This window comes from Allochromatium tepidum (genome assembly GCF_018409545.1).
Classification (GTDB): Bacteria; Pseudomonadota; Gammaproteobacteria; order Chromatiales; family Chromatiaceae; genus Thermochromatium; species Thermochromatium tepidum_A.
Map to the genome: position 1 here is coordinate 1,105,895 of NZ_AP024563.1, position 21,480 is coordinate 1,127,374.

At 66.7% G+C, this 21,480-nt stretch carries 19 protein-coding genes; 6 read left to right on the forward strand and 13 right to left on the reverse strand.

The window, feature by feature from the left end; translation table 11 throughout:
- Nucleotides 1-71: 71 nt before the first annotated feature.
- Nucleotides 72-1,478 carry a formylglycine-generating enzyme family protein gene (locus Atep_RS05115; RefSeq protein ID WP_213380565.1) on the reverse strand — a complete coding sequence of 469 codons (1,407 nt, stop codon included), beginning with the start codon at nt 1,476-1,478 and terminating at the stop codon, nt 72-74.
- Between the two features lie 233 nt (nt 1,479-1,711).
- Between Atep_RS05115 and Atep_RS05120 the strand changes: the two genes are divergently transcribed.
- The 3 genes from Atep_RS05120 to Atep_RS05130 all read left to right on the forward strand — a co-directional run bounded on the left by Atep_RS05120 (nt 1,712) and on the right by Atep_RS05130 (nt 4,862).
- Nucleotides 1,712-3,025, forward strand: a complete 1,314-nt coding sequence (locus Atep_RS05120; protein ID WP_213380566.1) for a DUF3422 family protein — start codon at nt 1,712-1,714, stop codon at nt 3,023-3,025.
- Between the two features lie 136 nt (nt 3,026-3,161).
- Nucleotides 3,162-4,217, forward strand: a complete 1,056-nt coding sequence (locus Atep_RS05125; RefSeq protein ID WP_213380567.1) for a 3-deoxy-7-phosphoheptulonate synthase — start codon at nt 3,162-3,164, stop codon at nt 4,215-4,217.
- A 135-nt stretch (nt 4,218-4,352) separates the two neighbouring features.
- Entirely contained in the window at nt 4,353-4,862 is a 510-nt protein-coding gene (locus Atep_RS05130; RefSeq protein WP_213380568.1) for a DUF4124 domain-containing protein, read from the forward strand.
- Nucleotides 4,863-4,900: 38 nt separating this feature from the next.
- On the opposite strand, the gene mtgA is transcribed toward Atep_RS05130, so the two are convergent.
- From mtgA to Atep_RS05190, 12 genes are all read right to left on the reverse strand, one after another.
- Nucleotides 4,901-5,563, reverse strand: coding sequence for a monofunctional biosynthetic peptidoglycan transglycosylase (gene mtgA, locus Atep_RS05135; RefSeq protein WP_213381433.1), 663 nt, complete (start codon nt 5,561-5,563; stop codon nt 4,901-4,903).
- A gap of 238 nt (nt 5,564-5,801) precedes the next feature.
- Complete coding sequence (locus tag Atep_RS05140) at nt 5,802-7,724, reverse strand: BatD family protein (protein ID WP_213380569.1); 1,923 nt, start codon at nt 7,722-7,724, stop codon at nt 5,802-5,804.
- Entirely contained in the window at nt 7,718-9,376 is a 1,659-nt protein-coding gene (locus tag Atep_RS05145; RefSeq protein WP_213380570.1) for a tetratricopeptide repeat protein, read from the reverse strand. The genes Atep_RS05140 and Atep_RS05145 overlap by 7 nt, the downstream gene beginning before the upstream one ends.
- Nucleotides 9,373-10,446: a vWA domain-containing protein gene (locus Atep_RS05150; protein ID WP_213380571.1), complete on the reverse strand. Its 1,074-nt coding sequence runs from the start codon at nt 10,444-10,446 to the stop codon at nt 9,373-9,375. The genes Atep_RS05145 and Atep_RS05150 overlap by 4 nt, the downstream gene beginning before the upstream one ends.
- On the reverse strand, nt 10,439-11,479 hold the full coding sequence (locus Atep_RS05155; RefSeq protein ID WP_213380572.1) for a VWA domain-containing protein: 1,041 nt from the start codon (nt 11,477-11,479) through the stop codon (nt 10,439-10,441). Before Atep_RS05155 ends, Atep_RS05150 begins: the two co-directional genes overlap by 8 nt.
- A 35-nt stretch (nt 11,480-11,514) precedes the next feature.
- The gene (locus tag Atep_RS05160) at nt 11,515-12,138 is read right to left on the reverse strand and encodes a hypothetical protein (RefSeq protein ID WP_213380573.1); all 624 of its coding nucleotides are present in this window, start codon (nt 12,136-12,138) and stop codon (nt 11,515-11,517) included.
- A gap of 37 nt (nt 12,139-12,175) precedes the next feature.
- Nucleotides 12,176-12,721: a DUF4381 domain-containing protein gene (locus tag Atep_RS05165; RefSeq protein WP_213380574.1), complete on the reverse strand. Its 546-nt coding sequence runs from the start codon at nt 12,719-12,721 to the stop codon at nt 12,176-12,178.
- A gap of 1 nt (nt 12,722) precedes the next feature.
- Entirely contained in the window at nt 12,723-13,640 is a 918-nt protein-coding gene (locus Atep_RS05170) for a DUF58 domain-containing protein (RefSeq protein ID WP_213380575.1), read from the reverse strand.
- Between the two features lie 622 nt (nt 13,641-14,262).
- Nucleotides 14,263-14,427, reverse strand: coding sequence for a hypothetical protein (locus tag Atep_RS05175; RefSeq protein WP_419467474.1), 165 nt, complete (start codon nt 14,425-14,427; stop codon nt 14,263-14,265).
- 10 nt (nt 14,428-14,437) lie between these two features.
- Nucleotides 14,438-14,977, reverse strand: a complete 540-nt coding sequence (locus Atep_RS05180) for a retropepsin-like aspartic protease family protein (protein ID WP_236786513.1) — start codon at nt 14,975-14,977, stop codon at nt 14,438-14,440.
- The gene (gene odhB / locus Atep_RS05185; RefSeq protein WP_213380576.1) at nt 14,970-16,256 is read right to left on the reverse strand and encodes a 2-oxoglutarate dehydrogenase complex dihydrolipoyllysine-residue succinyltransferase; all 1,287 of its coding nucleotides are present in this window, start codon (nt 16,254-16,256) and stop codon (nt 14,970-14,972) included. The genes Atep_RS05180 and odhB overlap by 8 nt, the downstream gene beginning before the upstream one ends.
- Nucleotides 16,253-19,126 carry a 2-oxoglutarate dehydrogenase E1 component gene (locus tag Atep_RS05190; protein WP_213380577.1) on the reverse strand — a complete coding sequence of 958 codons (2,874 nt, stop codon included), beginning with the start codon at nt 19,124-19,126 and terminating at the stop codon, nt 16,253-16,255. Before Atep_RS05190 ends, odhB begins: the two co-directional genes overlap by 4 nt.
- Before the next feature lie 231 nt (nt 19,127-19,357).
- On the opposite strand from Atep_RS05190, the gene Atep_RS05195 reads away from it, so the two are divergent.
- The 3 genes from Atep_RS05195 (at nt 19,358) to Atep_RS05205 (ending at nt 21,474) form a co-directional block, all read left to right on the forward strand.
- A complete protein-coding gene (locus Atep_RS05195) occupies nt 19,358-19,624 on the forward strand; it encodes a hypothetical protein (protein WP_236786515.1) in 267 nt (88 codons plus the stop codon).
- Nucleotides 19,625-19,788: 164 nt separating this feature from the next.
- On the forward strand, nt 19,789-20,715 hold the full coding sequence (gene hemC / locus Atep_RS05200; protein ID WP_213380578.1) for a hydroxymethylbilane synthase: 927 nt from the start codon (nt 19,789-19,791) through the stop codon (nt 20,713-20,715).
- A gap of 3 nt (nt 20,716-20,718) precedes the next feature.
- Nucleotides 20,719-21,474: a uroporphyrinogen-III synthase gene (locus tag Atep_RS05205; RefSeq protein WP_213380579.1), complete on the forward strand. Its 756-nt coding sequence runs from the start codon at nt 20,719-20,721 to the stop codon at nt 21,472-21,474.
- Nucleotides 21,475-21,480: the final 6 nt, after the last annotated feature.

Here is a 21,480-nt window from a genome sequence, read left to right on the forward strand (position 1 = left end):
CAACAGGATCTGGGCATCGCGCTGTTTCTGTAAGGCGTTACTTTTCGGGTGGACGTACAGGTGTCCCTGGATCAGGGATCACGGGCCACTCGGAAACCGAGCATGTTGAGCTTTACATCGGGCGCGAAGTGCGCACGGACGAAGGCGCGCATCGATTCGGCGGGCTTGTTGAAGGCGCCGCCGCGGGCGACGCGGTTGGAACAGTCGCCGGCGAGCAGAGCGCGTCCGTCGTCCGGAGCGCCTTCGTAGCGCGCCCGATAGCAATCGGCGACCCACTCCATGGCATTGCCGGCCGTCTCGTAGAGACCGAAGGGATTGGCCGGAAAGCTCATCACGGGCGCCGTGGAACGCTTGTCCCACTGGCTGCCGCAGTCGAAACAGACGGTACGGTTCGAGCCGGCGCTCTGCCCCCACCAGAAGGGCGTGGTGGTTCCGGCGCGCGCGGCGAACTCCCATTCGGCCTCACTGGGTAGCCGATAGCCGCGCCCGGTCTGTTGCGCCAGCCAGGCCGCATAGTCGCGCGCCTCCTCCCAACTGACGCCGACCACCGGGCGCATGTCGCGTCCCCAGCCCTGATCGCTGGGCAGCTCACGTCCGGTCGCGCGGGCGAAGCGATCGTACTCGCGAAAGGTGACTTCGTGGGCGGCCATCATGAAGGGACCGACCTTGACCGAACGCGCGGGGCTGTAGTCCTCGCCGCCGAGACTGTTGTGTCCCATCTGGAAGCTGCCGCCGTTGAGCACGACCATCGCCGGTCCGGGTGTACCGTCGCGCAGTCGGTCCTGATGGATGCGCGGTGGCCGACCGGCCTCGGCGGGCGGCTCGGAGGACTCGGGTTCGGCGCGGGCGATGGCGCCGCCGGCGGCCGGGGAGGGCTCGACCTGGGCGGCAACGGCTTCGGTGTCCCCGCGCGACCCGGTGGGGGACGCGTGCTCGCGCATCAGATAGAGGTTGGCGACCGCCGAGACCGAGAGCAGCACGACCAGCAGGCCCGTGGTCGCGACCAACCAGCGCGGCGTCCCCGAGCCGCTACGGACGATCACCGGCGGGGACGGGGCGGGCGTCGAACGCTGATCGGCGGTACGGACGGCTTCCAGCAGCTCCTGGCGCAGGCGCTCGATCTCGGCGTTGGCCTCGCGGAGCGACTGGTCCCGGCGGTCGATCTCCTTGTTGATCCTCTCCAGCGCCAGATGCTTGTCCTCGAGCGCGTCCTCCAGCCGCCGACACTCCTGGGTGATATGATCGAGTGCCTGCTCCTTGGCGTCCAGGGACTGCTGCATCAGCAGCATCTCCTGCTGGAGCGCGAGGCGTTCGGTGGCGGTCGCGATCTGGCTGCTGGGCACGAAGTCGCGCTCGGCCAGACGGGCGTTGAGTCGCTTGATCTCCTCTTCCGCCTCCTGGCGCATCTGCTCCAGGGTCTTGCGCAAGAGCTCGGACTCGGCGTCGGAATAGATTTGCGAGTCGGGTTGCTCGGCCATCGGCGTGTATCGGTCTCGATCGTCGTGGGGACGGTGGTGCGGGCGATTGTCCGACTTTGGCGGCCCTGATGCCAGACCAAAACGGTCTCAGGACTACGAGCCGTTCGTGTATGTGCCGCCGGGGCTGCCCATCGGCCAGCGAAACACTCGGGCTCGGCCCGGTTCTAAAGGTCCGCTTCAGGGCGATACTTATCGCCGAATCACAGCTCGTTCCATTCAGGAGAACGCCCGCTATGTCGTTGCCCTTCAAGGAGCACCCGCTACGTCATCAACTCGTCACCGAGCTGCATGCGCGCACCTATATCCCGCTGCAGGCGCCGGCGCGGCTCTCGCACATCGCCGCCGTCTGCGGCGAGCGCGGGAGCGGTCGCACCGTGCGCCATCTGTACGAGCTGCTCGAACACCATGGCGTACCGCGCCCGGAGCGCGTCGAGCAGTACTACCTGGTCCGCCTGGGCGACGTCCGGCTGCTCTGGGAGCGCCACACCGAGTTCGTCAGCTATACCCTCAGTCTGTCCGGCGAGTTTGCGCATCCCTTCGCCGATCCGGTCGTCGCCCAACTGCCGGCGGACTGGCTCGCCGGGATTCCGGGCGAGGTCGTCGCCGCCGTCTCGCTGGCGCTCGAACCGGCCGACAAGGCCGAGTATTCGATCGATGAATTGACCGCGCTGTTCGGCGGCAATCCGGTGATCGGTTCCGAGGTGGTCGGCGGTCTGGCGCGTGCCTATTCGGATCTGCGCATCCACGAGGATGGCTTCTCGCGCATCCTGCTGCGCGATCAGGGGCTCTCGTGCAATCAGGCCGGGCGTCTGGCCAAGCGGATCCTGGAGGTCAGCTCCTATCGCGCCATGGCGTTGCTGGGACTGCCGCCGGCGCGCGAGGCCAATGCCTGTCTGAGCGATGCCGAGCGGCGTCTGGTCGCCGTCTCCTCGCGCATGGCCTGTCATGAGGATCGCAGCAGCGAGGTTCCGGAGAGCGAATTGCTGGCCGAGCTGACCGATCTGGCCGCCGAGATCGAGGCAGTGGCCGCACGCACCAGCTATCGCTTCGATGCCTCGCGCGCCTATTACAACGTGGTCATGCAGCGTCTGGATCAGCTCCGTCAGCACCGCATCGAGGGCTTGCAGACCCTCACCGAGTTCCTCGAAGCACGTCTGACCCCGGCGATCGCGACCTGTGATTCGACCGCCAAGCGCCAGCAGGGGCTGGCCGAGCGTGCGGCGCGTCTGACCAGTCTGCTGCGCGCGCGGGTCGAGGTCGAGTTACAGAAGCAGAATCGCGGTCTGCTCGAATCGATGGACAAGCGTGCCAAGCTGCAACTGCGGCTCCAGGAGACGGTCGAGGGCTTGTCGGTGATCGCCATCGGCTATTACGGCGTCGGACTGCTCGGCTATCTGTTCAAGGGGCTGGAGGCCTATGGTCTGCCGATCATGTTCGATGCCACCTATGCCACGGGTGTGGCCGCGCCGCTGGTGGTACTGATCGCCTGGCTCGGCATCCGGCGCATGAAGGCGCGTCTGCTCAAGTCCGAGCATGTGAAGGTCTAGAGCACGGCGTGCGCGCAAGGGGCGGACGTGTCGCGATCCGGTCAAGGGATCGCCTGAGACCGGCTTGCCGACATGCCCCCGGATGCCCAGGCCGGTTTATACTGCACCGCTTTGCGACTTTCCACGCGATCCAACCATGCACCGTACCGACGACCTCCGTATCCGTGACATCACCCGTGTGCGCTCCCCACGCGAGCTGCACGAGGAATATCCGCTCTCCGAGACCGCCGCCGACACTGTCTACGACACCCGCCACGAGATCCAGCGCATCCTGCACGGCCGCGACGAGCGGCTATTGGTGGTGGTCGGCCCCTGCTCGGTCCACGACCCAGAGGCCGCGCTCGAATACGCCGGGCGTCTCAAGCCGTTGCGCGAGGCGCTCGCCGAGCAGTTGCTGATCGTCATGCGCGTCTATTTCGAGAAACCGCGTACCACCGTCGGCTGGAAGGGACTGATCAACGATCCCAATCTCGACGGCAGTTTCGAGATCAACAAGGGGCTGGGCATCGCGCGCAAGCTGCTGCTCGATCTCAACGACATGGGGATGCCGGCCGGAACCGAATTCCTGGATCTCATCAGCCCGCAGTACATCGCCGATCAGGTGAGCTGGGGCGCGATCGGTGCGCGCACCACCGAGAGCCAGGGCCATCGCGAGCTGGCCTCGGGGCTGTCCTGTCCCATCGGTTTCAAGAACGCGACCAACGGTGATGTGAAGGTCGCCATCGACGCCATCCATGCCGCTGCGCGTCCGCATGTGTTCATGTCCGTCACCAAGGAGGGGCAGTCGGCCATCTTCAGCACCACCGGCAACGTGGACACCCACATCATCCTGCGCGGCGGTCAGCGCCCGAACTATGACACCGAGAGCGTCAACATCGCCGCCGAGCAGATCTCGGCCTCGGGGCTGATTCCCAAGATCATGATCGACTTCAGCCATGCCAACAGCGGCAAGCGGCCCGAGAAGCAGATCCGCATCTGTCAGGACGTCTCCGGCCAGATCGCACGCGGCGACCGGCGCATCCTGGGCGTGATGATCGAGAGCCATCTGGTCGCCGGCAATCAGAACCCCTCGGCCTGCGACGATCTCATCTTCGGCCAGAGCATCACCGATGCCTGCGTTGGTTGGGACGACACCGAACCCATGCTGCACGAACTGGCCGAGGCGGTCGCCAAGCGTCGCGACTGTTGCTGAGTATGCCGCGTTCGTGACGCAGGATTGATCACTTTTCGTTTTTGATATAGGGTCTATCTCGACGTCTTCCGAAACCGCTTGGCCTTGTCTTCCGGGTCTGGCGGTCATGGTTTGGACACATAAAGAAGATATATCATGACGGCGACCAAGACCCATCCTGTGCATCCATCACGGCTCGTCGGCGTCTTTCTGATGCTGACCGCCGTTCCAGTCTCGGCCGAACTCTACAAGTGCCGCCGGCCCGACGGGAGCCTCAGCTACCAGCAAACCGCCTGTGCCGCTCAGAGCGAGGGCGACCGGCTCCAGGTCGACATCCGGGGACCGGACGGGCGCAAGAGCGCGTCATCCGGCGTGGACTACTCGGTTGCGGCCCAGGCCGAGCGTCTGCGCGCCGAGCGCGAGACCCGCGAGCGCGCGCATCTCCAGGCGCGACGCGAGGCCGAGGCACGGGCCAGGGCGCTCAGGGCGGCCGCCAAGCCGGACCGCAACACCGACTTCGACCCGGCCAAATGCGCCCGTCATCGGGGCGAGGTCGCCAAGTGGCGGCAGAAGGTCAAGGGCGGCTATCGCACCCGCGATCAGAAGGACTACAACGACAGCAAGCTCGCCCATCATCAGGCACTGGTCGAACGCTATTGCGAGTGACGAAGCGCCGGCGCGTCATCCGCGCCTCTGATCGAATGCTAGAGCCGACGCAGATAGGCTTCGCCGCCGAGCCGTCGGCTCTGATCCAGGATCCAGTCGGCGCGGCGCCGGAGCCGCTGGGATGGACGGTCGAGCCGATAGGTGCCGGGTGCGGGCAGCACGCCGATCAGGAGCGCGGCCTGTCGGCGCGTCAGCTCGCCGGCCGAGCGGCCGAAATAGCGTCGGCTGCTGGCCTCGATGCCATAGGTGCCGGGGCTGAACTGGGCGATGTTGAGATAGACCTCCAGAATGCGCTCCTTCGGCCACAGGATCTCGATCAGGAGCGTGAACCAGCTCTCGACCAGCTTGCGCTCCCAGCCCGAGCCGGGCCAGAGAAAGAGGTTCTTGGCCGTCTGCTGGCTGATGGTACTGGCCCCGCGCAGTCGTCCGCCCTCGCGATAGACGCGGATGGCGTGCCGGATCTCGATCAGGTCGAACCCGAGGTGACGCGGAAAGCGCTGATCCTCACCGGCGATGGCCGCGAGCTTGACGCTCGACGGGATACGCTCCCAGTCGATCCAGGCGTGCTGATAGTAGGGCGGAGTCTGATCCAGACGCCACACATTGAGCGCATGGCGCAGCATGAAGGCCGAGGCCGGCGGGTCGATCCAGCGCAGACCGAGCACCAGCACCAGACTCGTCAGGACGAAGACCGTCACCAGACGTCGGCTCCAGCGCCGGAGTGATCGCCCGAGACGCCTGGGCCAGGTCGCTGTGGGCGGCGTTCGTTGGGCTGGGGCGTCTCTCGCCGGCTCAGAGGCGACCGGCGCCGGATCAGGCGTGTCTGCCGTCGGGTCAGGAGGCTGTGCAGCGGCCGGGTCGTATTCTTTCTCCAAGCGCAAAATCACCGGATCAGGCTCAGAACGCGGCGGCGAGGAATGCAGTGTATCCACGGGACGCTCAGACCGGACGCGGATTCAAAGCCGGCAAACCCGCCCAACGAATACGGCCGGATGCAATGCCACGTCTTCCGGTTCCGGACCCACGCCGTACTTGACGCAGGAACTCGCGTTTCCAGCGTGGGAAGTCGAGCGGCGCACCGCCATAGATGGCCGCGTCCAGTCGACTCAAGAGCCGCGCGAGTTCCGCCGGATCGACGCCCGGTCTATGGGCGCGGATATGCGCGATGACCGCCGGTTGGTTGCTCTCGCCCCTGAGCACGCACCCGCCGTGCGGTGCCGATGCAAAGCGTTGATACCAGTCGTCCGGCCGGCCGGCGCGATTGGCATGGCGCACCCGACCGATGACATGCCGGCCGGCCGGCAGCACCCGCCACAGCGCCGCGCGCCCCTGTTCGAGCAGGGCCGAGGGCGCCGGCGGACGCAGACGCGGTCCGATCCAGGTCGCCGTCAGTCGATAGCCGGCACTCAGGCCGCGCCCGGTCAACCGCAGCAGGTCGCGCCCGAGATCCAGCACCCGTCCGCGATAGAAGACCCCCACCCAGTAGCCGCCGATCAGCAGCAGCACGCCGGTGATCGGAATCCAGAGTCTGGCCCAGGGCGAGGCCGCCAGGGTCGCCGCCGAGAAGCCGAAGGGACCGCCGCCGCGCACGTCGAGCGTCTTGAGCGGCAGCCGCGCGACCTCGCGCACACCCAGATCGACGTTCCACCAGGCGAGGCTAATCTCGGGCAGGGTGACGCGGCCGCCGGTCTGCGGGACCAGGGTGTAGTACTCGGTGCGGTTGGCGAGCAGCCGGCGTCCGTCCGGGGAGAGTTCGGTCGTGGTGAGCGTCTGTTCGCGATAGACCCGCAGATCCGGGCCGGTCAACTGGTTCTCCAGGCTCGGGAGCTGGACGGCGGTGCCGCCGACCGCCGCGATCTCCAGCGCCAAGGTCACGGGCTGTCCCGGCTCCAGCGTGCCTTCGCGATCGAGGCTGGATTTGAGCGTCAGCGACTTGAGCGGCAGCCAGGGGCGCACCGAGGTCATGGGCGGACGCACCTGCAAACGGATGGGGCGCTCGGTGCCGGCCTCGTAGCGCTGGCCGAATCCCAGCCCGGCCAGGGTGCCCGTGACCTTGATCGGCGGCAGTTCCAGATCGCCCGTGCGTAGCGGGACCACCGTGAGCACGAAGCGGTTGAGGATCTCCTGTTGACCCTGACTGGAACGGGTCTCGGTGCTCGGCCCTTTGAGGGTCTTCATCAGCACGTCGCTGGTGCTCGGCAGTTCCAGGTTGACGCTGCTCAGGTTGTCGCGGCTGACGACATCGAGCTTGAGGATGGTCGGCTGCTGCAGATAGGGATCGGCGAATTCCAGCGACCATTCGAGCGTCGGTGCGCGGGCGGCGGTCGGTTGAACCGCGCTGGGGGCGTAACCCGAGGGGTAGCCGGGGGCATAGCCCGGTTGCCGATTGGGTGCATAGCCGGGATAGCCTTGGGGAGACTGAGCCGGCCCTTGTCCCTGAGCGGGCGATGGCGGCTGATAGCGCGGCGGTACGCCCTGGGCATTGCTCGGCGGAATGGGACGGTATTGAGACGCACCGGGTTGAGGCGACAGCGGCGGTTGTGCCGACTGGGTTGGTGCAGGCTGAACCGGCCGGGGCTGAGTCTGAGCCGGTTGCGGCTGTGCGGGCGCGGGACTCCGGCCCGGCATCGGCGGCTGAACGGGTGTCGGCCAGGTCTGGGGTTGTGGTTGGCTGGGTGTCGGCTGCGGCGGTTGGCCGTAGTAGGGCTGTCCGTAATAGGGCGGGGCGTAATACGGCTGTCCCGGCGCACCCTGATAGGGTTGACCATAGTAGGGCTGGGCGCCGAGCGGACTGCTCGCGACGATCAGGATCGCGATGGCCGGAAGCGCCGTGCGCCTGGACGTCTCGCTTGGGATCACCATGGGCGCGTCTCCCGCCACTGACCGGTCGTTCCGGGCATCTGGCGCATCTCCTCGATTCGGAACTGATTACGCATCAACAGGCTGGGATCGCCCTGGATCTGCTTGAGCCGCTGCTCCATGACCGCCATGCCGGGGCCGCCCATGAGTCCGAGTCCGTCGAGCGCGGGCATCTGGCCCTCGCGCGTCTCGGACTCGCGCTCGCTGCCGGGCTGGAGTCCGAGCTGGTCGAACCGGTCGACGGCTGCGGTCCGGCCGGCGTCGAGCGAATCCGGGGGGCGCATGTCGGCGCGTTCGGCGCGACCGCCCGAGCGGCTGGGGCGGCCGGACTCGGGCGGTTCGTTCTCGCCGCCGCCGGCGCGCTCATCGCGGCGCTCACGTCGGCCGGCCTCGCTGCCGCGTTCGTGCTCGTCGGTGCCGGGTTCCTGACCCGCACGACCGGGCGTGGTCGTATCGTCCTGCCGACCGCCCGGCTGATCCTCGCGCTGTTCCTCGCCACCGCCGGCTTCGTCCGTGCCGGGCTCGGTCTGCTCGGACTCGCGCGTGCCGCGTTCCTCGCCCTCGGCGCCCGATCCGTCTTCGCGTCGCTCGACGTCGGCTGAATCGGCATCACGCTCGCCCTCGGGGCGGATCTCGCGCTCGGCACCGCGTGCGTCCTGTTCGGCGGCGTCGCGGTCGCGTCCGGTCTGATCGCGGTCGGCCCTCTGTTCGTCCGGACGCTCGCCGGTCTGCCGGTCGCGCTTTTCTTCGCGATCACCGCGCGCCTGATCGCTGTCCTCGCCGCGTTCGCCGCCCGTGCCTGTCGTCTCCCGACGCTGGTCGCCACGCTCGCCGGTCTGCTCCTGACTGTCGGTACCTTCGCCCGGCGTGCTGTCCTGCTCGCGACCGGCGCTGGTCTCGGACGACTCACCGCCGGACTCGCCCGTCTGCGATCTTTGCCCGCCTTGTTGGCCGGCGCCCTCCTGGCCTTCCTGTTGCTCGGACTCGGAACCGGATTCGCCCGACTCCTGGGGCTGACCCTCGCCACCGGACTGCCGTTGTTCGCTCTGCTGCTGTTGGCTGGAGGACTGTTGCTGTGACGATTCCTGCGCTTGCTGAGAAGCGGACTCGCGCTGTTGGGACTCCTGCTGTTGGCTGTCCTGACGCTGATCGCTGGACGACTTGGAAGCCGGCGGCTCCTTCCGATCTTGGCGCGACTCTTTCGCCTGCTGGTCGTCCCGCTTCTCCCCGGCCTGTTCGCGGAACTGCTCCTGCTCCAACCGGGCGAGCATGGCGCGGGTCAGGGCCAGATTGTAAGCGGCATCCTCGTGCGATGGATTGGTGGCGAGCACGGATTCATAGGCTTCGGCGGCTCCCGTGTAGTCGCCGAGTTTGAAGCGCGTGTTGCCCAGATTGTAACGAGCCGCTTCATCGAACGCGCCGCCCTGGGCCTGACTGAAGGCACGCTCGGCCTGCCGATAGTCGCCGTCACGATAGAGCGCCACGCCGCGCCGATAGGGATCGCTGAACGACTCGGCGGCGCTCGCATAATCGCCCGAGCGATAGACGTCATAGGCCTGCTGCTCATCGGTGCGGAACCAATCGGCCTGGGCGCTCATCGGTGCGATGAGTACCAGGGAGACAAGCAAGGATTGGGTGGTCAGCGCACGAATCACGATGACAGTCCTCCCGATTCCTGATCGGCCGGCCGCCGCCGCGCCGGTCGTCGCGCGAGTTCACGGAACTGCGGCAGCAGTAGCGCCCCGACCAGCAGCACCGGCAGCCAATACCGCTCGTTCCAGATCCGGGTGCGCGCGTCGCTCGCCTCGGGCGGCAGACGACTGACGATCGCCGCTTCCAGAATGGCCTTGGTATCGCCGTCGCGATAGTCGGCGCGCCGATAGATCCCGCCGCCCGCCTGAGCCAGTCCCTCCAGCAGCGCTTCGTTCAGCGCCGAGCGCACCGGCCGGCGTTGCGGATCACTCGGATCGACGATCACGCCGCCCTGGGGCGCGGGCACCGTCGCACCGCCCGGCGTGCCGACGCCCAGCACATGCAGACGCACACCCTGTTCGGCCAGCTTGGCCACCTGCTCGCGCAATCCAGGTTCGTCGAAATCCCCATCCGAGATCAGCAGCACGGCACGCGCGCTCTCCTCGGGCAGCCCGGCGAGCAGGCTCTCGGCACGCATCAGGGCACGGGTCAGACTGCTCCCCTGAAGCCCCGGACTGGCCAGATCCGCCGAGAGCGCCGGCAGGGCATTGAGCAGGCTCGTCGTGTCCTCGGTGATGGGGGCCAGCACATGGGGCACGGTGGCGAACACGATCAGCCCCAGACGCACCTGACGATTCCGGACGATCAGATCCTGCAACTCCTGACGCGCGCGCCCGAGCCGGTTCGGACTCACGTCCTCGGCCAGCATCGAGCGCGAGACGTCGAGCAGCACCAGCAGGTTGTTGCCCGGATGGAACAACCGCAGATCCGTGTAATCCCAGCGCGGCCCGGCCATTGCCGTCAACAGCAACGCCCACAGCAGACTCCAGCGCAGAAACCGACCCCAACGCTCGGGTGCGCTCAGATCGCGCGTCCCGGTCAGATGCGGCAGCAGATGCGGATCGGCATAGCGATGGATGGGCGCGCGCGCCGCCTGCGCCGCACTGCGCGCCAGCCAGAGGGCCACCGGCGGGATCAGCAGCAACCCCAGGAACCACAGCGGCTGGTCGAAATGAAAGCCTCGGTCAAGCACTGGCGAGTCTCCGCGCGAAGCGTTTGCGACCCTCGGGGAACAGCCCCAGCCCGAGCAGGGCCAGCAGCGCCACGCCCAACGGCCAGCGGTAGAGCGGTCGGGGCAGGAAGGCGGTACGCGCCTCGGCCTCGGTCTTTTCGAGCCGGCCGATGCGCGACGAGATCTCTTCCAGCGCGCGGGTATCGGTCGCGCGGAAATAGCCGCCGCCGGTCAGGTCGGCGATCTCCTGGAGCGTGGCCTCGTCCATGGTCAGGTCGTCGCGATAGCGCACGCTGCCTTCTTCGAGGATCGGGATGCTCGGCTGCTTGCTGCCGACGCCGATGACATAGATCCGCGTCCCGGTCGCGCGCGCCAGTAGCGCCGCCTCCTTGGGCGCGAAGCTGCCGGCGTTGTTGTCGCCGTCGGCGATCAAGATCATCACCCGCGATCCTTCGGGACGCTCGCGCAGCTTGCTCACGCCGAGCGCGATGGCATCGCCGAGCGCCGTGGCCGGCCCGGCGATGCTCGGCACCACGCCGTCGAGCAACTGGCGCGCGGCATGGCGGTCGAGCGTGAGCGGCGAGAGGATGAACGCCTGACTGCCGAAGACGATCAACCCGACCCGGTCGCCCTGGCGCGCATCGATGAAGCGCCCCATGACGCCTTTAACCACGGCCATGCGGTTGACCTGACGGCCCTCGACCGTGAAATCCAGCGCCTCCATCGAGTGCGAGGCATCGACCGCGATCATCAGATCGTAGCCCGGCGTGCTGACCTCGGTATAGGGCGTGAGCCACTGCGGACGCATCAGGGCCACGACCAGCGCGATCCACAGCAGATAGAGCAGCGCGCGATAGAGCCGGCCGGCGAGCTGGAGCCTGGGCCGACGCGCGGTGAAGGCGGTGCGCAGATCGTCGAGGCGCGGATGGAGCAGGGTCTGGCGCCGGCCCTCCAGCATTTCGTCGACCTGCGTGCGCCGATCCGGCCACAGAACGGGCAGGAGCCAGGGGAGCGGCAGCAGCAGCGCCGCCCAGGGCCAGTGGAACTCAAACATTGCGCGCACCTCGCATGAAATCGCCCGGACTCGACTCAATTCGCTTGAGACGGTTGATGGTGCGACAGAATACCGATCAAGACCTGGAACAGCTCATGGATGTCCAAGGGCACGCGAAACGAATCGATGTCGCGGCTGATGCATTTGGCGGCGCGCTCCAGTTTACCGAACCGCCACACATCACCGACGGTAATGGCTCCGAATAGATCCGGGTCGTCGCTCGGCAAATACTGATCCATCGCAATGAGTTCGGCTGCCAGTTGGGTGAAGCCTTTTTCCATGTCGGATTTTTTGGCTTCGACGATGAGAAAGTTCTGCAGCGAGCGAATCCAATAGTCCAGATTGCCCTTGAGATGTTCGCTGACATAGATCGGATATTCGATGTCGATCTTGACATCGATTTCGTCGAGCAATTCCAGCAGAATCGGCGCAATCATCACCTCGCGTTTGGCCGTTTCCGAATTGAGCGAAATGTGCGGCAGTTTTCGGTAAAACATATTCCGGAGGTTGTCGAGCGAATGTTTCACCGTTCCACGCGGCAAATCCAGTTTTGTCAACCGGTAGCGATAACCCAATTCCGCAAGAATATCCTCCGGCGGATAGTTCATCTCGAAATAATCCGAAAACGTATAGCTCCGTTCCGGTTTGAGGATGCTCATGGCGGCATGCTCCGAGTGGAAATGGCCGGTACAGGCATTATGAATCCTGGCGTGCGCTCGTGTCGCGCGCACGGATCCAAGGCTCGGTCGCCTCGATCAGCGCCTGGAGATCCGCCGATCGAATACCGGGCGGGGCATAGGGCGCCACCAACAGCACCCGGCCGCGCTCGTGCCAGGGAAAGCCGTTCGGGTCATGGGCTGCGAGCCAGTCGAGCCAGTCGCTCCCGGTCAGACCGGCGCAGGCCGGACGCCCGAGCCGCGCCATGGCGATGCGGCGCAATAGCTCCGACAGCTCGCCGGCCAGGGTCTTGACATCCTGACCCGTGCGCGCCCGTCGGCTCAGATCGCGCAGCGCCTTGGCGGCATCCCAGCGCCAGGTGCCGAGCGTGACGCCCGGAATGGGCACGCGCAGACTGAGCGGGACGCGCCGGCGCCAGAGCGCATAGCCGAGCAGTCCACAGACCAGCGCCAGCAGCCACCAGCCCGGCGCCGGCGGCCACCAGGGGATGGGTGGGATGTCGCGGATGTCGCGCAGAGCCTGCAAGGGCGGTTCGATCGGTGTGAAGAGCGTATCCGTATCCATGTCAGACGGCCCGCGAGCGCGCACGCTGTTCGAGGTTGTGGATGAGGGTCAGATGGATCTCGGCATCGGTGCGCACCGGCAGCAGCAGGATGTGCAGCCGGTGCGCCATCGCCTGGAGCCGTGCGCGCCGTTCCTCCCACAGCCGCCGATAGCCGCGCGCGGCCTCGGGATCGTCGGTGTCGATCTCGATCAGCGCGCCGTCGGTGCCGGTGAAGGTCGCCACGCCCATGGCCGGGATCTCCCAGTCGGCCGGATCGTCGACCGGGATCAGTACCACGGTGTTGCGCTGGCAGAGATCGCCCAGCACCTGTTCCAGACCCGCCACCTCGCGGTTGAGATCCGCAATCACGAACACCAGTGAGCCGGTCGGCAGACCCGAGGTCGCGCGCCGCAGTGCACCGCTCAGACAATCGATCGAGGGGTCCATCTCGGTGCCGGGTTCGCTCAGGGTGCGCAGCACCTGCCAGAGCGCACGGCGTCCGCGCGAGGGACGGAAGTGTTGCAGCCCGGCCAGCGGATCGCCGAACACCAGCCCGCCGACCCGGTCGTTGAGCCGGCTCGCCGCCCAGCCGATCAGCGCCGCCGCGCGCGCCGCCTGCACCGATTTGAAGGTGCCGCGCGTACCGAAGCTCATGTGCGGTCCCTTGTCGACACAGAGCACCACCGAGCGCTCGCGTTCCTCGCGGAAGATCTTCAGGTGCGGCTCGTTGGTGCGGGCCGTCACCTTCCAGTCCATGTAGCGGATGTCGTCGCCCTCGCGGTATTCGCGCACCTCCTCGAAGTTGACTCCCGCGCCCCGGAACACCGAGGCATAGAGTCCGGCAAAGGCCGAGTTGACCAGATGATGCGACGGCAGACCCAGCGAATGGGCCTGATGGCGCAGTTCCAGCAGATCGTCGAGTCTGGGGTAGAGGCTCATGCGGTGTGTGGCGCGACCTTGAACAGGGGTGAACGGGCTCCTGGAAGCCCGGAGTCGAGAACACATTCCAAATCCAATGGGGCAACCGCTGTTGGAGTGACTGTTCGAGCGGTTTCGAGGCGATCGTCCTCGATCGCTTCGGACAGGGATCGTAGCGCGTCCAGTGGTCCGGGTCGACCGGGCGATGATCGGAACCCGTGGTGATCAGCCGCGAGGCGGGTAGGCCGCTGTGCGTCAGTAGCCGTTCCGAGTCGGCATAGGCCACGACGTCATCTTGCCTTGAGTGCAGAATCCAGGTCTCAGGTTTGACGCGATCAAGCCGGTCGTGGTCGCGCCGGGCCGGGCACAGCAGCACCAGGGGCGTGTCTCCGGACTGGAGGTGCATGGCCACGGCGCCGCCGCGTGAGGAGCCGACGATGACATCGGGAGCATGCCGGTCGTAAGCGGCCTGGGCGACGTCGACCGCCGTCTGGAAGTCATCGTCGTCCAGGGCGGGATTGAGCACCTCATGTCCCAGGCTTTGTAGAAACCTGGGTTTCATGCCGCCTGGGGTCGAGTACCATCCATGTAAAAACAGAATTTTCATCGGTTCGCATCCGATTGGGTGGAACGTCGAGTCAATTCATGGGCCGACATAGGGCCGCAACCGCATCTGTCCCCCAGCCAGCCACACCTCAATATGCTTGAGATACGCCATCCCGAGCAAGACCTGCTCACCGGCCATGTTCGGCAGCACGGTCGCCTTGACCTGATGCGCGACCAATCCGCCGACATCGACACTAAGGATCCAGGCATCTTCAAGGCAAGTGACCTCGCAGAGTCAGGGTATCGCCGCGCTGAATGAGTTCGAGCGGCTTGAGAAAACTCATGCCCAGCAACACCTCGTCGCCCGGCATGTTCGGCAGTACGCTCGCGCGCACGCCATGCGCGACCAGCCCGCCGAGTTCGACCCGCGCCAGCCGCGTCGGCCAGGTGCGGGTGATCCCATTGGCGGTGCGGCTGGTCTCTTCCGGGCCGAGCCGCAGATCCAGCCGTCGCGCCAGATCCAGCGACAGCGCCACATCGGTCGCGCCCGTGTCGACCAGAAAGCGCACCGGCTCGCCGTTGATCTTACCGCTCGCGACATAGTGCCCGGCCCGATTGCGCCGGAGCACCACCTCGACCACGCCGTCGGCCCCCTGAAGCGTGAGCGGATGCGGATTGGGATTGTTGTCCCGCTCCAGCCATTGATGGAAGAACAGCGCCAGCAACGCCAGCCCGGAGATCCAGGCCCCGAACAGCATGGCCCGACCGAGACGGGCGGGCCAGTCGTCGCGGACGCGCTCCTCGTCAGACACGCAACAGCAACCGCGCCGGATCTTCCAGCAGATCCTTGATCGCGACCAGGAACTGCACCGCATCGCGCCCGTCGATGAGCCTGTGGTCATAGGTGAGCGCCAGATACATCATGGGCGCGATCACGATCTGACCGTTCTCGACGATCGGACGCTCCCGGATCTTGTGCAGACCCAGGATGGCGCTCTGCGGCGGGTTGAGGATCGGCGTCGACAGCAACGAGCCGAACACCCCGCCATTGGTGATGGAGAAGGTGCCGCCGGTGAGCTCCTCGTAACTGAGGCTGCCGTCCTTGGCCTTTTGACCGAAGTCGGCGATGCCCTGCTCGATCTCGGCCATGCCGAGCTGATCGGCGTTGCGCAGGATCGGCACCACCAGACCGCGCGGCGAGCTGACCGCGATGCCGATGTCGTAATAGCCGTGATAGAGGATGTCCTCACCGTCGATCGAGGCGTTGAGCACCGGGAAACGTTGCAGGGCTTCAACCGCCGCCTTGACGAAGAACGACATCAGCCCCAGCCGCGCACCGTGACGCTGCTCGAAGGTCTCCTTGTAACGCGCGCGCAGGGCATTGACGGCGCTCAGATTGACCTCGTTGAAGGTGGTCAGCAGTGCGGCGTTCTGTTGTGCCTGGAGCAGACGCTCGGCGATGCGGGCACGTAGCCGGGTCATGGGCACGCGCTGCTCGGGGCGACCGGCCTCGCCGCCGAGGGCGGGCGTTGGGGCGAGCGCGGGTTCGACCGGCATCTGGGAGGACGGCGCGGCGGCGGCCCGAGCGGCGGCGAGATCGGGATGACGCTCCGGCGCCTGACCTTCGCGCGCGTCCAGATAGGCCATTACATCGGCCTTCCGGATGCGTCCGTCGCGGCTGGGGATCTCGCTCGGTTCCAGGTGCAGTTCCCTGACCAGCTGACGCGCCGAAGGAGTGACATGGGGCGCTGTTGTCGGCTGGGACGCCGCCGGTGATGCGGGCGTCGCGCGCGTTGCGGCGCCGGCCGTGCTCGCCGGTGCGGCGGGCTTGGACGCGGGCGCGGCACTCACCGCCCCCTCGCTGATCAGCGCCAGCACGTCATCGGCCTGCACCAGCGCGCCTTCCTCGGCCAGGATCTCGCCGAGCACGCCGGTACGCGGCGCCGGCACCTCCAGCACCACCTTGTCGGTCTCCAGCTCGACCAGATTCTCGCCCTCCCTGACCGCCTCGCCCGGCCGTTTGCTCCAGGTCAACACCCGTGCATCGGCGACGGATTCGGGTAGAGCGGGTACGCGGACTTCGAGACTCATTGGGGGGGAATCCTTTTGTTCATGTTCGGGTTGTACTGACCGCTCAGGGCCTCGTCGATCAGACGCTCATGCTGTTCGACATGGGCGGCGCGATGACCGACGGCCGGGGCGGCGGAGGCGGGGCGGCCGACATAATAGGGCCGCTTGCCCTCCTGGATGAGGTTGTGGAAGCGATGCTTGATCTGGTCCCAGGCGCCCTGGTTCTGCGGCTCCTCCTGGCACCAGACGATCTCCTCGACGTGCGCATAGGGTTCGAGGGCGCCGGCGAACGCCTCCTTGGGGAAGGGGTAGAGCTGCTCGATGCGCAGCAGCGCGACATTGGTCTGACCGCGCGCGCGCCGCGCCTCCAGCAGATCGTAGTAGACCTTGCCGCTACAGAAGACGACGCGCTCGACCTCGGCCGGATCGATGGGATCGGTCTCGGGGATCAGCACCTGATACTGGCCGTGCGTCAGCTCGTCGAGCGAGGACACCGCGAGTCGATGGCGCAGCAGACTCTTGGGCGTCATCACGATCAGCGGCGTGCGATAGGGACGCAGCATCTGACGGCGCAGCAGATGGAACATCTGCGCCGGCGTGGTCGGCACGCAGACCTGGATGTTGTGCCCGGCGCAGAGTTGCAGGAAGCGCTCCGGACGCGCCGACGAGTGCTCGGCACCCTGGCCCTCCATGCCGTGCGGCAGCAGCATCACCAGACCGCAGTACAGCCCCCACTTGGTACCGGCCGAGCTGATGAACTGGTCGATGACCACCTGGGCGCCGTTGGCGAAGTCGCCGAACTGCGCCTCCCAGAGCGTGAGCGCATGCGGCTCGGCGGTGGCGAAGCCGTATTCGTAACCGAGCACCGCCTCTTCCGACAGAATCGAATCGATGGCGATGAAGGCGCCCTGATGCGGCCCCAGATGCTGGAGCGGGGTATAGGACTCGCCCGTGGCCTGGTCGTGGATCTTGGCATGACGATGGAAGAAGGTGCCGCGCCCGACGTCCTGACCCGAGAGCCGCACCGGGATGCCGGCATCGAGCAGGCCGGCATAGGCCAGATTCTCGGCATAGCCCCAGTTGAGGAGCTGGTCGCCCTGGGCCATCTTGTGCCGCTCCTCCCAGATCTTCTCCACGCGCGGATGCAGCTCGAAACCCTCGGGCAGCCGCAGCATGGCGTCTGTAAGCGCACGCAGTTTTTCCAGCGGCACGCCGGTGTCGATGTCCTGATTCCAGTGCTTGCCGCGACAGAAGCTCCAGTCGACCCGCGCGATGTTGTCCAGGCCGCAGAGCACCGGACGGGCGATGAGCACGCCCTGTTCGATGGAGTCGCGATAGGACGTGACCATCGCCTGCTCTTCCTCGTGCGTGAGCAGCCCCTGGGCGATCAGCCGCTCGGCATAGACCGCGCGCGGCGTCGGATGCCGGCGTATCTTTCGGTACATCATCGGCTGCGTGACCGCCGGCTCGTCGGCCTCGTTGTGACCGAGCCGGCGATAGCAGATCAGATCGACGATGACGTCCTTGTGGAACTGGTTGCGGAAGTCGAGCGCCAGCCGGGTGACGAAGATCACCGCCTCGGGATCGTCGCCGTTCACATGGAACACAGGCGCCTGCACCATCTTGGCGACATCCGTGCAATAGGGCGTGGAACGCGCGTCGAGCGGATGGCTGGTGGTGAAACCGATCCGGTTGTTGATGACGATGTGCACCGTGCCGCCGGTGCCGTAGCTGCGCGTCTGCGACAGTTGCAGCGTCTCCATCACCACGCCCTGACCGGCGAAGGCGGCATCGCCGTGGATCAGCACCGGCAGCACCTGATCGCCGGTCCGATCGCCCCGGCGGCGCTGGCGCGCGCGCACCGAGCCTTCGATCACCGGGTTGATGATCTCCAGATGCGAGGGGTTGAAACCGAGCACCAGATGCACAAGACCGCCGGGCGTCTCCACATCGGTCGCAAAGCCCATGTGATACTTGACGTCGCCGACCATCTGGCGCCAGTCCGTCCGGACCCGGCCCTCGAACTCGTCGAAGATGTCGGCCGGCGGCTTGCCGAAGATGTTGGCGAGCACGTTGAGCCGGCCGCGATGGGCCATGCCGATCACGATCTCCTGCATCCCCTGGCGTCCGGCGCGCTGGATCAGCTCGTCGAGCATCGGGATGAGCGCATCGCCCCCTTCGAGCGAGAAGCGCTTTTGACCCACATAGCGCTGATGCAGATACTTCTCGATGCCCTCGGCGGCGGTCAGGAGCGTGAGCAGCCAGCGTCGGCCGGCGGTGTCCAGCTCGGGTTTGGCGCGATAGCCTTCCAGCCGCTTCTGGATCCAGCGCTTCTCCTGGGTATTGGTGATGTGCATGTATTCCGAGCCGACCGTGCCGCAATAGGTCTCCCGGACCATGCCGACGATCTCGCGCAGCGGCAGGCGGTCCGGGGCATAGAGCGAGCCGGTGTTGAAGACCTGGTCCATGTCTTCCGGCCCCAGATTGTGATACTCCAGGTCCAGGTCGGCGATGCGCGGCGCCTCACGCAGCCGGATCGGATCGATGTCGGCGACCTGATGGCCGCGGTAGCGATAGGCGTTGATGAGACTGAGCACGGCCGCCTGCTTCTCGGCGGCGGCCGGGTCCAGACAGTCGGCCGTGCGGCTGGAGGCGTGTGCGCGCGGCTCCTGGGCGAGACGCCGGAAGTTGTCGCGGATCGGGCCGTGCGGGGTCTCGGCGACGGCCGGCTCGTTGGCCGCTTCCCGGCGCAGGCCGTCGAAGCGCGCGCGCCAGGCGACATCGATGCTCTCCGGGTCGACCAGATAGCGCTCGTAGAGATCCTCGATGAAGGCGGCGTTGCCGCCGTAGAGTGCGCTGGAGCCTCGGAACAAATCTAAGAGTGTGCTCATGCGGCGTGTTTCGATTGCCTTTGGTGGTCTGTCGTTTTTATTGGAACGGTCCGGCGCGACGCCATCGGACGCGGCCCGACGCGCGGGTTTTATAGCATACTCGACCACGAACCCGACACGTCGTCACAGGGGCGACCCGACGCGCCTGAGAAGTCCGATTGAAACGATAGAGACAGAGAATGGTCGAGCCGAGCCGGCGCCGGCCAAGTACCGGACGAACCCGAGACAGTCATGCCAAACGATCCGGATTCCGCCGAGCCTCTCGTGATCCCCGAGTTCCCGGAAGATCGTCGGAGCGAGGCTCAGGTGCGTCGCGAGGCGCGCATCCGTCTGGCCAGGCTCGAGGCCGACATCGCCTATTTCCAGGCACGTCTCGAACTGATCGGCGAGCCCAACAGCAGCAACCGCGCCGCGCAACGCAAGCTGTTCACGCTGTTGCACAAGGCCACCGCCAAGCAGATCCTCGACACCCGACGCCGCCATGCCGACCTGCGCTGAGAGCGTTTCCGCGCACCGATCCGAGACCTGCCGCGCCATCCTGTGACACAATCGCCCCAGGCCGCGTCCGTGCGGCCGATCAATCTTGTTTTCAATCTTGAACCGCGTCGGCGACGACGTCCGCGCCCGTTTCGGTCGAACGCGGTTCGATTCCGGGATCCAACATGTCCAACAGCATTCGTATCGCCACCCGCAAGTCCCCCCTGGCCATGTGGCAGGCCGAGCACGTCACCGCCCGTCTCAAGGCGCTCCATCCCGACCTCACCGTCGAGATCATCGGCATGACCACCAAGGGCGATCAGTTGCTCGACTCGCCCCTGTCGAAGGTCGGCGGCAAGGGCCTGTTCGTCAAGGAGCTGGAGCAGGGGATGCTGGCCGGCGAGGCGGACATCGCCGTGCACTCGATGAAGGACGTGCCTGTCGAGTTCCCCGAGGGGCTGCATCTGGCGGTGATCATGGAGCGCGAGAATCCCTATGACGCCTTCGTCTCCAACACCTATGCCAATCTCGCCGAGCTGCCCGAGGGCGCCTGCGTCGGCACCTCCAGCCTGCGTCGTCAGTGCCAGCTCGCCGACCGCCGCCCCGATCTGCGCATCGAGCCGCTGCGCGGCAACGTCAACACCCGTCTGGCCAAGCTCGATGCCGGCGAGTACGACGCCATCATCCTCGCCGCCGCCGGACTGATCCGGCTCGGCTTCGAGTCGCGCATCCGTGACTGCATCGATCCGGTCGATTCGCTGCCGGCCATCGGTCAGGGCGCCATCGGCATCGAGTGCCGGGTCGACGACGCGCGCGTGCATCAGCTCATCGCGCCCCTGGCCGACCGCGACACCACCGACCGCGTGCTCGCCGAGCGTGCGATGAATGCGCGGCTCAACGGCGGCTGTCAGGTGCCGATCGGCGGTCATGCGGTGCTCGACGGCGATCAGTTGATCCTCAAGGGTCTGGTGGGAACCACTGATGGAACGCGCATCCTGCGCGCCGAGGCGTCCGGTCCGCGCGCCGAGGCCGAGGCCATCGGCGTGCGCGTGGCCGAGGATCTGCTCGGGCAGGGCGCCGATGCCATCCTGAGCGCGCTCCTGGGGCACTGAGCGATGAGCACGTCTGCCGATCTCGCCGGTCGCGGCGTGCTGGTGACTCGTCCCGCCGGTCAGGCCGAGCCGCTGTGCCGCCTGATCGAGTCGGCGGGCGGGCGCGCCATCCGCTTTCCGACCATCGCCATCGAGCCGACCCACGACCCTGAAGCCAAGGCACTTCTGGCCGAGTCCTGGGATCTGCTGTATTTCGTCAGTCCCAACGCGGTCGAACAGGCGCTGGCCCTGGTCGCCGACGGTCGCTGGCCGCGTGTGGAGCGGGTGGCGGCGGTCGGACGCGGCACGGCGCGCGCGCTGACGGCGGCCGGGCGCGCGCCCGATCTGGTGCCGAACGATCGTTATGAAAGTGAAGCGCTGCTGGAGATGCCGGATCTGGCCGACATGCACGGTCGGCGGGTGTTGATCGTGCGCGGCGAGGGCGGACGGGCGCTCTTCGCCCAGACCATGACCGAGCGTGGAGCCGAGGTGCGTTTCGCCGAGGTCTACCGGCGCGTGCGGCCTTCGGTCGATGTCGCGCCGCTACTGGCATGCTGGAGCGAGGAGGTCGACTTCGTGATGGCGACCAGTGACGAGGTGCTGCTCAATCTGGCCGAGCTGTTGGGTCGGGAAGGTCGCGCGCGCCTGTTGGCCACGCCGCTGGTGGTGATCGCCGAGCGCACGGCTCAGACCGCGCGTGATCTGGGTTTCCAGACCGTTCGGGTCGCCGAGCGCGCCGACGACGAGTCCATCGTGCGCGCACTGATCGCGTTGTACTGATTACGT

Excerpts from the sequence above, each read along its gene's own strand:
- Atep_RS05130 (WP_213380568.1), top strand. The coding sequence starts at position 4,353 with ATGACGGCGACCAAGACCCATCCTGTGCATCCATCACGGCTCGTCGGC.
- Atep_RS05165 (WP_213380574.1), bottom strand. The coding sequence starts at position 12,721 with ATGGATACGGATACGCTCTTCACACCGATCGAACCGCCCTTGCAGGCT.
- Atep_RS05190 (WP_213380577.1), bottom strand. The coding sequence starts at position 19,126 with ATGAGCACACTCTTAGATTTGTTCCGAGGCTCCAGCGCACTCTACGGC.
- Atep_RS05195 (WP_236786515.1), top strand. The coding sequence starts at position 19,358 with ATGCCAAACGATCCGGATTCCGCCGAGCCTCTCGTGATCCCCGAGTTC.
- hemC (WP_213380578.1), top strand. The coding sequence starts at position 19,789 with ATGTCCAACAGCATTCGTATCGCCACCCGCAAGTCCCCCCTGGCCATG.
- odhB (WP_213380576.1), bottom strand. The coding sequence starts at position 16,256 with ATGAGTCTCGAAGTCCGCGTACCCGCTCTACCCGAATCCGTCGCCGAT.
- Atep_RS05140 (WP_213380569.1), bottom strand. The coding sequence starts at position 7,724 with ATGGTGATCCCAAGCGAGACGTCCAGGCGCACGGCGCTTCCGGCCATC.
- Atep_RS05205 (WP_213380579.1), top strand. The coding sequence starts at position 20,719 with ATGAGCACGTCTGCCGATCTCGCCGGTCGCGGCGTGCTGGTGACTCGT.
- Atep_RS05160 (WP_213380573.1), bottom strand. The coding sequence starts at position 12,138 with ATGAGCATCCTCAAACCGGAACGGAGCTATACGTTTTCGGATTATTTC.
- Atep_RS05115 (WP_213380565.1), bottom strand. The coding sequence starts at position 1,478 with ATGGCCGAGCAACCCGACTCGCAAATCTATTCCGACGCCGAGTCCGAG.
- Atep_RS05120 (WP_213380566.1), top strand. The coding sequence starts at position 1,712 with ATGTCGTTGCCCTTCAAGGAGCACCCGCTACGTCATCAACTCGTCACC.
- Atep_RS05125 (WP_213380567.1), top strand. The coding sequence starts at position 3,162 with ATGCACCGTACCGACGACCTCCGTATCCGTGACATCACCCGTGTGCGC.
- Atep_RS05170 (WP_213380575.1), bottom strand. The coding sequence starts at position 13,640 with ATGAGCCTCTACCCCAGACTCGACGATCTGCTGGAACTGCGCCATCAG.
- Atep_RS05155 (WP_213380572.1), bottom strand. The coding sequence starts at position 11,479 with ATGTTTGAGTTCCACTGGCCCTGGGCGGCGCTGCTGCTGCCGCTCCCC.